This window comes from Halorubrum distributum JCM 10118 (assembly GCF_000337335.1).
Classification (GTDB): Archaea; Halobacteriota; Halobacteria; order Halobacteriales; family Haloferacaceae; genus Halorubrum; species Halorubrum distributum.
On record NZ_AOJN01000063.1, the window covers coordinates 97,109 to 108,217 of the forward strand.

An 11,109-nucleotide genomic window follows, 5' to 3' on the forward strand; every position below is an offset into this window, starting at 1 on the left:
AGATTCAAATCCCTTCGTCTGCGTTCGTCGCCGCCGGACTCGCTCGTCGCTGACGCTCCTCGCTCGTAGTCGGCGTCGACAGGAACGCCCGGAGCGGGATTTGAACCCGCGTCACGACCGTGACAGGGTCGTATGATGGGCCACTACACCATCCGGGCAAACAAGCGACAGCGCCCCGAAACCGGGGACGCCCGGAGCGGGATTTGAACCCGCGTCACGACCGTGACAGGGTCGTATGATGGGCCACTACACCATCCGGGCTTGTCGCATCAGTTCGTACCCCTGTCTGGCAAATAAGGCTTGTCATCCCTGACGGGAGTGCGGGTCGGTGACAGGGAATCGAGGCGTCCGAGCCGCGACGCCGAGGGGGGAAATGGGGGTCGCGGCCGGTATGCTTTTGTGCCGACCTCGCCTGTGTGGGAGTGTCGAACGCCCCGCGACTCGTGAGCCGCGCGCGGCGGCGCTTGGTAAGTCTTATGCCGCTGGCGTATATACGTATCTGTAGTATCTCGTGATAGCTTCTCCCCACCACCAGCACCCATGGTAGACGTAAGCCAACACGAACTCGTCCCGGACCACGTTCTCCTCGACGACCCCGAGGAGGTCGAGGAGGTCCTGGCGGAGTACGACGTGAAGAAAACGAATTTACCGAAGATCAAACGCACGGATCCCGCGCTCCCCGACGAGGCCGAAGTCGGCGACGTGGTGAAGATCGTCCGCGACTCCCGAACGACCGACGAGGCGGTCGTGTACCGACTGGTCGTCTCATGAACAGGCAAGACCGACGCGTGGTTTCACGCGAGTACTTCTCGGACGAACGGCTCGCCGAACATCACTTCCGCTCGTTCAACAACTTCCTGGACCGCGGCATGCAGGAAGTCGTCGACGAGAAGGAGACCATCGAGACGGACATCGGCGACAAGGAGGGCCAGGAGCCGGTGTACGTCGAGCTCGGCGATGTACGGATGGTCACCCCGCGCGTCCGCGAGGCCGACGGCTCCGAGGAGCTGCTGTACCCGCAGGAGGCCCGGCTCCGCAACATCACCTACTCGGCGCCCGTGTTCATGGAGATGTCCATCGTGCGCGGCGGCGAGGACGAGCCCGAACAGGTCGTCGACACGACCGAGACCAAGGTCGGCCGGATGCCGATCATGGTCGGCTCGAACAAGTGTAACATGGCGGGCTTCTCCGACGAGGAGCTCATCGACATCGGCGAGGACCCCGTCGACCCCGGCGGCTACTTCATCGTCAACGGCTCCGAGCGCGTGCTGATGACCTCGGAGGACCTGGCGCCGAACAAGATCCTCGCGGAGTACGACTCGAAGTACGGCGACGAGATCCAGGTCGCCAAGACGTTCTCCCAGCGCCGCGGCTACCGCGCGCTGGTCCTCTGTGAGCGCAACCGCGAGGGGCTGCTCGAAGTGTCGTTCCCCTCCGTCTCCGGCTCCATCGACTTCGTGACGCTGGTCCGCGCGCTCGGGCTCGAATCCGACGAGGAGATCGTCCACCGCGTCTCGGACGACCCCGAGATCGTGAAGTTCATGCTGGAGAACTTAGAGGAGGCCGACGTCCAGACGACCGAGGAGGCCATCGAGACCCTCGGCGAGCGCGTCGCCTCCGGCCAGGGGAAGAACTACCAGCTCAAGCGGGCGAACTACGTCATCGACCGCTACCTCCTGCCGCACCTCCACGAGGAGGGCGTCGACGAGGAGGACGTGCGGATCAACAAGGCGTACTACCTCTGCCGGATGGCCGAGGCGTGCTTCGAGCTCGCCCTCGACCGCCGGGAGGCCGACGACAAGGACCACTACGCGAACAAGCGCCTGAAGGTCTCCGGCGACCTCATGCGCGACCTGTTCCGCACCGCGCTGAACAAGCTGGCGCGCGACGTGAAGTACCAGCTCGAACGCGCCAACATGCGGAACCGGCAGCTCACCGTCAACACGGTCGTCCGCTCGGACGTGCTGACCGAGCGGCTCGAACACCCGATCGCGACGGGGAACTGGGTGGGCGGCCGCTCGGGCGTCTCCCAGCTCGTCGATCGGACGGACTACATGGGCGTGCTCTCGCACCTGCGGCGCCTGCGCTCGCCGCTGTCGCGGTCGCAGCCGCACTTCGAGGCGCGGGACCTCCACGCGACCCAGTGGGGTCGCATCTGTCCCTCCGAGACGCCGGAGGGACCGAACTGCGGGCTCGTGAAGAACTTCGCGCAGGCGATGGAGCTGTCGCAGACGGTCGAGGACGAACAGGGGCTAAAACGAGAACTGGCGTCGATGGGTGTCGAGGGGATCCCCGGCATCGAGGGCGTCGAACGACAGACGGCGGACGACTGATCATGGCACAAGCAGAACGCGAAGCGAAGGTGTACGTCAACGGGAGCCTCGTGGGCACCCACGAGAACCCGGACGAGCTCGCCGAACAGATCCGAGAGGCGCGCCGCCGCGGCGACGTCAGTGAGATGGTGAACGTCTCGGTGAAAGACCGGACCCGCGAGGTCATCGTCAACGCCGACGCGGGGCGGGCGCGGCGCCCGCTCATCGTCGTCGAGAACGGCGAGCCGCTCCTCGGCGACGAGGAGATCGAGGCGCTCGAACGCGGCGACGTCGAGTTCGAGGACCTCGTCGAGCGCGGCTACGTCGAGTTCATCGACGCCGAGGAGGAGGAAGACATCCTCGTCGCCGTCGACGAGGAGGACGTGACCGAGGACCACACGCACCTCGAGATCGACCCGCAGCTCGTCTTCGGTATCGGCGCGGGGATGATCCCGTACCCCGAACACAACGCGAGCCCCCGAATTACGATGGGCGCGGGGATGATGAAGCAGTCGCTCGGGCTCCCCTCGGCGAACTACCGGATCCGGCCGGACACGCGCCAGCACCTCCTGCACTACCCGCAGCTGGCGATGGTGAAGACGCAGACCTCCGACCAGATCAGCTTCGACAAGCGGCCGGCGGCGCAGAACTTCGTCGTCGCCGTGATGTCCTACGAGGGGTTCAACATCGAGGACGCGCTGGTGATGAACCAGGGCTCCGTCGACCGCGCGCTCACCCGCTCGCACTTCTTCCGGACCTACGAGGGCGAGGAGCGCCGGTACCCCGGCGGCCAGGAGGACCGCTTCGAGATTCCGGACCAGGACGTGCGCGGCGCCCGCGGCGAGGACGCCTACACGCACCTCGACGAGGACGGCCTCGTCAACCCGGAGACGAAGGTGGACGAGTCCTCGGTGCTGCTCGGCAAGACCAGCCCGCCGCGCTTCCTCGAAGAGCCCGACGACATGGGCGGGCTCTCCCCCCAGAAGCGCCGCGAGACATCCGTCACGATGCGCTCGGGCGAGTCGGGCGTCGTCGACACGGTGACGCTGATGGAGGGCGAGGACGGCTCCAAGCTCTCGAAGGTGAAGGTGCGCGACCAGCGCGTCCCCGAACTGGGGGACAAGTTCGCGTCCCGACACGGACAGAAGGGCGTCGTCGGCCACCTCGCGCCCCAGGAGGACATGCCGTTCACCGAGGAGGGGGTCGTCCCGGACCTCGTGATGAATCCGCACGCGCTGCCGTCGCGGATGACGGTCGGCCACGTGCTGGAGATGCTCGGCGGGAAGGTCGGCTCGCTGCGCGGCTCGCGGGTCGACGGCACGCCGTTCCAGGGCGAAGACGAGGAGGAGCTCCGCGGTCAGCTGGAGGAGTACGGCTTCGAGTCCTCCGGCAAGGAGGTCATGTACTCCGGCGTCACCGGCGAGAAGATCGACGCCGAGATCTTCGTCGGGACGATCTTCTATCACAAGCTGTACCACATGGTGTCGAACAAGCTCCACGCCCGCTCGCGCGGGCCGGTCCAGGTGCTCACGCGCCAGCCGACCGAGGGGCGCGCCCGCGAGGGCGGGCTGCGCGTCGGGGAGATGGAGCGCGACACGATTATCGGCCACGGCGCGTCGATGGTGCTCAACGAGCGGCTGCTGGAGTCTTCCGACGCCGAGACGGTCCACGTCTCCGCGGAGACCGGCCTCGTCGCCGTCGAGGACCGCGAGCAGCGCCGCGTGTACGACCCGGTCACGGGCGACGAGGACGACATCCACGAGCTGGAGGTCAGCTACGCGTTCAAGCTGCTGCTCGACGAGATGATCGCCCTCGGCATCCGACCGAAACTCGAACTGGAGGACGCGATTTAGATGTCAATGCAAACACCGAAAGTGCTCGGCGGGATCGACTTCGGCCTCATGGACCCGGAGACGTACCGGGACATGTCCGCGACGAAGGTGATCACGGCCGACACGTACGACGACGACGGCTATCCGATCGACATGGGGCTGATGGACCCGCGACTGGGCGTCATCGACCCCGGCCTGGAGTGCCGGACCTGCGGCTCCCACTCCGGCTCCTGTAACGGCCACTTCGGCCACATCGAGCTGGCGGCGCCCGTCATCCACGTGGGCTTCACGAAGCTCATCCGGCGGCTGCTCCGATCGACGTGCCGCGAGTGCGGGAAGCTCGCCTTGGACGAGGCGCAGCGCGACGAGTTCCGCGACCGCTACGAGCGGGCGAAGGAGCTCGGCGACGACGAACACGACGTGTTGAAGGCCGCCGTCCGGCAGGCCCGGAAGGCGTCCACCTGTCCGTTCTGCGGCGAGCCGCAGGCGGACATCAAACACGAGAAGCCGACCACGTACTACGAGGTCCAGGACGTGCTCTCGGGCGACTACTCCGAGCGCATCGCGGCCGCGATGCAGCCCGACGAGGAGGAGGACGACCCCGGCACCTCGCCGCAGGAGCTCGCCGACGAGACCGACATCGCCGTCGACCGGATCAACGAGATCATGGCCGGCGAGTTCCGCCCGCGCAAGGAGGACCGCCGCGCCATCGAGAAAGCGCTCGACGTCGACCTCACCGAGGAGGACATGAACAAGCTGATGCCCTCGGACATCCGCGACTGGTTCGAGGACATCCCGGACGAGGACCTCGAGGTCCTCGGCATCGACTCCGAGCACTCCCGTCCGGAGTGGATGATCCTGACGGTGCTGCCGGTGCCGCCGGTGACCACCCGCCCCTCGATCACGCTGGACAACGGCCAGCGCTCCGAGGACGACCTCACCCACAAGCTGGTCGACATCATCCGGATCAACCAGCGGTTCATGGAGAACCGCGAGGCCGGCGCCCCGCAGCTGATCATCGAGGACCTGTGGGAACTGCTCCAGTACCACGTCACCACCTTCGTCGACAACGAGATCAGCGGGACGCCGCCGGCGCGCCACCGCTCCGGCCGTCCCCTCAAGACCCTCAGCCAGCGGCTGAAGGGGAAGGAGGGCCGCTTCCGCGGCTCGCTCTCCGGGAAGCGCGTCAACTTCTCCGCCCGGACCGTCATCTCGCCCGACCCGACGCTCTCGCTGAACGAGGTCGGCGTCCCCGACCGCGTGGCGAAGGAGATGACCCAGACGCTCAACGTCACCGAGCGCAACGTCGAGGAGGCGCGCCAGTACGTCCGGAACGGGCCTGAGGCCCACCCCGGCGCGAACTACGTGCGCCGCCCCGACGGGCGCCGGCTGAAGGTGACCGAGAAGAACTGCGAGGAGCTCGCCGAGAAGGTCGAGGCCGACTGGGAGGTGAACCGTCACCTCGTCGACGGCGACATCGTGATCTTCAACCGGCAGCCCTCGTTGCACCGGATGTCCATCATGGCCCACGAGGTCGTGGTGATGCCGTACAAGACGTTCCGGCTCAACACCGTCGTCTGTCCGCCGTACAACGCCGACTTCGACGGCGACGAGATGAACATGCACGCGCTGCAAAACGAGGAGGCCCGCGCCGAGGCGCGCGTCCTCATGCGCGTCCAAGAGCAGATCCTCTCGCCCCGCTTCGGCGGGAACATCATCGGCGCGATCCAGGACCACATCTCCGGCACCTACCTGCTCACCCACTCCAACCCCGAGTTCTCGGAGACGCAGGCGCTGGACCTGCTGCGCGCCACCCGCGTCGACGAGCTGCCCGAGGCCGACGGCGTCGACGACGACGGCCGCGAGTTCTGGACCGGCCGGACGCTGTTCTCGGAGCTGCTCCCCGACGACCTCGACCTCTCCTTTACCTCCTCGGCCGGCGACAGCGTCGTCATCGAGGACGGCCAGCTGATCGAGGGGACCATCGACGAGGACGCGGTCGGCGCGTTCGGCGGCGAGGTCGTCGACACGCTCACCAAGGAGTACGGGGAGACCCGCGCCCGCGTGTTCATCAACGAGATCGCGTCGCTGGCGATGCGCGCGATCATGAACTTCGGGTTCTCGATCGGGATCGACGACGAGTCGATCCCGCCGGAGGCCGAAGAGCAGGTCGACGAGGCGATCGAGAGCGCCTACGACCGCGTCCAGGAGCTGATCGAGACGTACGAGGCCGGCGAGCTGGAGTCGCTCCCCGGCCGCGGCGTCGACGAGACGCTGGAGATGAAGATCATGCAGACGCTCGGGAAGGCCCGCGACTCGGCCGGGGAGATCGCCGACCAGCACTTCGGCGACGACAACCCGGCGGTCGTGATGGCCCGCTCGGGCGCCCGCGGCTCGATGCTGAACCTGACGCAGATGGCCGGCTCGGTCGGCCAGCAGGCGGTCCGCGGCGAGCGGATCAACCGCGGCTACGAGGACCGGACGCTCTCCCATTACCGGCCGAACGACCTCTCCTCCGAGGCGCACGGGTTCGTGGAGAACTCCTACCGCGGCGGGCTCACCCCGCAGGAGTTCTTCTTCCACGCGATGGGCGGCCGCGAGGGGCTCGTCGACACGGCGGTCCGGACCTCCAAGTCCGGCTACCTCCAGCGGCGGCTCATCAACGCGCTCTCCGAGCTGGAGGCGCAGTACGACGGCACGGTCCGGGACACCTCGGGCCGGATCGTCCAGTTCGAGTTCGGCGAGGACGGCACCTCGCCGGTGAAGGTCTCCTCCGGCGAGGAGGACGGCATCGACGTCGACGGCATCGTCGACCGCGTGGTCGACGCCGAGTTCGCCTCCGACGAGGAGAAAGAGCGGTTCCTCGGCGAGCGCGAGCCGCCGACGAACCTCTCGGAGCACGCCGGGCCGGGGCTGAACAAGGCCGGCGGGCCGGGGGTGGAGTCCGATGACTGAGTACGACCACGTCACCGACGACATGGAGGCGGTCGTGGAGGCGACCGAGCTCCCCCGCCGGCTCAAGTCGAAGGTGTACGAGGCGATAGACCGGAAGGCCGAGGAGGCCGGCGAGGTCACCATCGAGCAGGCGACCGACGTCGTCGAGGGCGTCGTGAACCGCTACGAGCAGACGCGGGTCGACCCCCTCGACCCGGTCGGCACCGTCTCCGCGCAGTCGATCGGCGAGCCCGGGACGCAGATGACGATGAACACGTTCCACTACGCCGGCGTCGCGGAGATCGACGTCACGCAGGGGCTCCCCCGGCTCATCGAGCTGGTGGACGCCCGGAAGACGCCGGACACGCCGATGATGACCGTCCACCTCGACGGGGAGTACGCGACCGACCGCGAGAAGGCCCACGAGGTCGTCTGGTCGATCGAGGCGACGCGCATCCTCGCGCTCGGCGACGTGTCGACGAACGTCGCGGACATGCTGGTCCGGATCGACCTGAACGACGACACGCTCTTGGAGCGGTGGCCCACCCACTCCGACCCGACGGAGGTCGCGGAGATCATCGCCAAGACGATCGAGGACTCGCTGGGCGTCGACGCCCGGCAGGCCGGCACGGTCATCGAGTTCGGCCCCAACGAGCCGAGCTACCGCGAGCTGCTCCAGCTCGTCGAGCGGCTCCGGGAGATCGTGTTCAAGGGGATCGAGGAGATCGAGCGCGTCGTCATCCGGAAAGAGGAGATCGACGGCGACGAGGAGTTCGTCCTCTACACCGAGGGGTCGGCGTTCGGCGACACCCTCGACATCGAGGGCGTCGACGCCTCGCGGACGACGTGTAACAACATCCACGAGATCTACCGCAACCTCGGCGTCGAGGCGGCCCGCGAGACGATCATCGACGAGACGAAGAACACGCTCGAAGAGCAGGGGCTCGACGACGTGAACGTCCGGCACCTCATGCTCGTCGCCGACATCATGACGAACAACGGCGAGATCGAGTCGATCGGTCGGCACGGCATCTCCGGCAACAAGGACTCGGTGCTCGCGCGCGCGGCGTTCGAGGTGACGGTTAACCACCTGCTCGACGCCGCGATCCACGGCGAGTACGACGACCTCGACGGCGTCATCGAGAACGTCATCGCCGGCAAGCCCATCTCGATGGGGACCGGCGACGTCGACCTCCGGATGGGGTCGCGCGTCGTGAGCGACGACTAATGTACGTCGAGCTCTCCGACGAGGCGCGGCAGTACATCGGTCGGTTCGACGAGCTGACCGGGGTCACGCCGACCGACTGCCTCGTGGAGGGCGACCGCCTCGTGTTCGTGGTGCCCGCCGGCGAGATGGCGGCCGCGATCGGCCAGGGCGGCGAGACCGTCGCGGAGGCCGAGCGGCGGCTCGACAAGTCGATCGAACTGGTCGAGGACGCCGACACCGCGGAGGCGTTCGTCGCGAGCGCGCTCGCGCCCGCGGCCGTCAACGCGGTCACCATCTCCGAGCAGAACGACCGCGTGGCGTACGTCGAGGTCCAAGAAGCGGACCGCGGCGTCGCCATCGGCGCTGAGGGCGCGAACATCGAGACCGCCCGCCGGCTCGCGGAGCGGCACTACGACGTCGACGACGTTCAGCTGACTTAAAACCGAACCCGCGCACTTTTGCCCGCCGGCCCGTTTGTCGACCCATGAACCGCAGACGCCTCCTCGCCGGTCTCGGAACCGCCGCCGCTGTCGGACTCGCCGGCTGTTCCGGTGACGGCGACGACAGCGGCGGCGGCAACGGAGACGGCGACACTGTCGACCGCCCGTTCCCCGACGCCGCGTGGCGCGACGGTGACGGACTCGACGTCGGGACGCTGGCGACGAGCCACGCCGACGCGGCGGTCGAGGCGGGCGGGGCGACGCTGTTCTCGACGGCGGAGACGAGCCACGACGGCGGCGAGGACCCCACGCCGTGGCTTCCCTCGCAGGAGTATGAGTCGCGGTACGACCTCGAAACCCAGCGGTTGTACGTCAGGGTGGCGGTGACCGAGACCGACGCGTCGGACGTCTCCGAACTGTACGCGGCCGACGGCGATGCGCTGTTTCGCGTCGAGCGGGAGTCGGGCGTGGAGTACGGCCGCCGGTCGATCGACCGGTCGTCGGGCGAACTCGAGTCGGCGATGCGCACGGAGATGGCGACCGGGATCCGCGTCGAGGGTGGGGCCTCGGACGTCGAGACGGAGTACGAGGGGCTGAACCTCTGGAACCCGACGAGCGACGGGGCGGGCGAGGTGCGCGGCGAGGAGACCGCGCGGTTCGCGGCAGACGCCTTCGAGGGGGACCGGAACATCCCTGAAACGGTCGAAACGGCGTCCGCGACCGTCCACGTGTACGAGTCCGGCGTCGTGCCGCGGCTCGAACAGTCGTGGGCGGGGCGACACGACGGGCAGGCGGCGACCGTCGACGTCGACATCGACTACCGGGACCTCGGCGCGACGGTGTCGGAGCCGGCGTGGGTCGAGACGGCGCGCGAGGAGACGAGCGGCTGATACCTGAATCGTTCTGTGGAATTCCATCCGAAACGACGGGCGCTCTCGCCGGCTTACCGGCTCAGCGGGAGCGAACGCCCGTCGTTTTCGGTCGAGCCGATCCGTGAAACACTCTCAGATCCGTCGAGAGGTACCGCTCGGGGGATCTGAGGGCGTTTCGCGGCGGAGAAAGACGACGCTTAAGTAGCTCCGTTCGGAAGTAGGCGTACGATGGCGAACGGCAAGTACGCGGCCCGTAAGCTCAAAAAGGACCGGCAGAAGCGCCGCTGGTCCGACTCCGAGTACGCTCGGCGCGAGCGCGGGCTCAAAAAGAAGTCCGACCCCCTGGAAGGTGCCCCGCAGGCGCGCGGCATCGTCCTCGAGAAGGTCGGCATCGAGGCAAAGCAGCCGAACTCGGCGATCCGAAAGTGCGTCCGGGTTCAGCTCATCAAAAACGGGAAGCAGGTCACCGCGTTCTGTCCCGGTGACGGCGCGATCTCTTTCATCGACGAGCACGACGAGGTCACCATCGCCGGGATCGGCGGTGCGAAGGGTCGCGCGATGGGCGACCTCTCCGGCGTCAACTACAAGGTCGAGAAGGTCAACGGCGTGTCGATGATCGAACTGGTTCGCGGGAACGCGGAGAAGCCGGTCAGATGAGCGGCGAGGAGACCGAGGCGCCGTCCGAGGAGGACGTCGCCGCCGACGAGCCGGACCCGGACGCGCCCGCCTCCAGCGAGGCCGCCAACGAGAACGCCAAGCTGTTCGGCGTCTGGGACGTCACCGAGATCGCCTACGAGGACCCCTCCACGAAGCGATACATGACCGTGACGCCCATCGCGCACACCATGGGCCGTCACGCGTCCAAGCAGTTCAAGAAGTCCGAGATCTCTCTGGTCGAGCGGCTGATCAACCGCCTGATGCAGACCGACGAGAACACGGGCAAGAAACAGCAGGCGACGCGGATCGTCCGCGACGCCTTCGACATCGTCCACGAGCGGACCGAGGAGAACCCGGTCCAGGTGCTCGTGACGGCCGTCGAGAACGCCGCGCCCCGCGAGGAGACCGTCCGCCTGAAGTACGGCGGCATCTCCGTCCCGAAGGCGGTCGACGTCGCGCCCCAGCGCCGCGTCGACCAGGCGCTGTTGTTCATCTCCGACGCCGTCGCCAGCGCGACGTACAAGTCGACGACCGCCGCCGCCGAGGCGCTCGCGAACGAACTCGTCGCCGCCGCCGACTACGACGTCGAGGGCTCCTACTCCATCTCGCAGAAGGAGGAGCGCGAGCGCGTCGCCGCCGCGGCCCGCTAACGCCGGTTCAGCGTTCGGACCGACGGGACGCGTCACGCGGTTTTTCGTTTCGATCCCACCCGCGGAGCGGTGGTGCCGTTCGGCGTTGCGGTGTGTGGATCGAGCGAGGGTGGCGAGCCATTAGCGGAGTGGGTAAATCAGACCGGTTGCTGTGAAACGCTATTTAAATAGCCGTGAGCGGTAGCGACGTTCGCTTATAAAAGAT

9 protein-coding genes and 2 tRNA genes are annotated in these 11,109 nt (G+C 67.5%); 9 read left to right on the forward strand and 2 right to left on the reverse strand.

Annotated features, from left to right (window positions below; genetic code table 11):
- Positions 1–85: 85 nt before the first annotated feature.
- Together C466_RS14475 and C466_RS14480 are read right to left on the reverse strand one after the other, a co-directional pair.
- Positions 86–158 (reverse strand) — tRNA-Asp (locus C466_RS14475).
- A gap of 30 nt (positions 159–188) precedes the next feature.
- A tRNA-Asp gene (locus tag C466_RS14480) sits at positions 189–261 on the reverse strand.
- A 279-nt stretch (positions 262–540) separates the two neighbouring features.
- Between C466_RS14480 and C466_RS14485 the strand changes: the two genes are divergently transcribed.
- From C466_RS14485 to C466_RS14525, 9 genes are all read left to right on the forward strand, one after another.
- Positions 541–771 (forward strand): DNA-directed RNA polymerase subunit H, encoded by a 231-nt coding sequence (locus C466_RS14485; protein WP_004599097.1) that lies wholly within the window; start codon positions 541–543, stop codon positions 769–771.
- A complete protein-coding gene (locus C466_RS14490; protein WP_004599096.1) occupies positions 768–2,333 on the forward strand; it encodes a DNA-directed RNA polymerase subunit B'' in 1,566 nt (521 codons plus the stop codon). The genes C466_RS14485 and C466_RS14490 overlap by 4 nt, the downstream gene beginning before the upstream one ends.
- A gap of 2 nt (positions 2,334–2,335) precedes the next feature.
- The gene (rpoB, locus tag C466_RS14495) at positions 2,336–4,165 is read left to right on the forward strand and encodes a DNA-directed RNA polymerase subunit B (RefSeq protein WP_004599095.1); all 1,830 of its coding nucleotides are present in this window, start codon (positions 2,336–2,338) and stop codon (positions 4,163–4,165) included.
- Between the two features lie 6 nt (positions 4,166–4,171).
- A complete protein-coding gene (locus C466_RS14500; protein WP_049908432.1) occupies positions 4,172–7,099 on the forward strand; it encodes a DNA-directed RNA polymerase subunit A' in 2,928 nt (975 codons plus the stop codon).
- Complete coding sequence (gene rpoA2 / locus C466_RS14505) at positions 7,092–8,306, forward strand: DNA-directed RNA polymerase subunit A'' (protein ID WP_004599092.1); 1,215 nt, start codon at positions 7,092–7,094, stop codon at positions 8,304–8,306. Before C466_RS14500 ends, rpoA2 begins: the two co-directional genes overlap by 8 nt.
- Entirely contained in the window at positions 8,306–8,725 is a 420-nt protein-coding gene (locus tag C466_RS14510) for a NusA-like transcription termination signal-binding factor (RefSeq protein ID WP_004599091.1), read from the forward strand. Before rpoA2 ends, C466_RS14510 begins: the two co-directional genes overlap by 1 nt.
- A gap of 44 nt (positions 8,726–8,769) precedes the next feature.
- Entirely contained in the window at positions 8,770–9,615 is an 846-nt protein-coding gene (locus C466_RS14515; protein WP_004599089.1) for a DUF7537 family lipoprotein, read from the forward strand.
- A gap of 210 nt (positions 9,616–9,825) precedes the next feature.
- Complete coding sequence (locus C466_RS14520; protein ID WP_004599087.1) at positions 9,826–10,254, forward strand: 30S ribosomal protein S12; 429 nt, start codon at positions 9,826–9,828, stop codon at positions 10,252–10,254.
- Complete coding sequence (locus C466_RS14525) at positions 10,251–10,904, forward strand: 30S ribosomal protein S7 (protein WP_004599084.1); 654 nt, start codon at positions 10,251–10,253, stop codon at positions 10,902–10,904. The genes C466_RS14520 and C466_RS14525 overlap by 4 nt, the downstream gene beginning before the upstream one ends.
- The last annotated feature ends 205 nt before the right edge of the window (positions 10,905–11,109 follow it).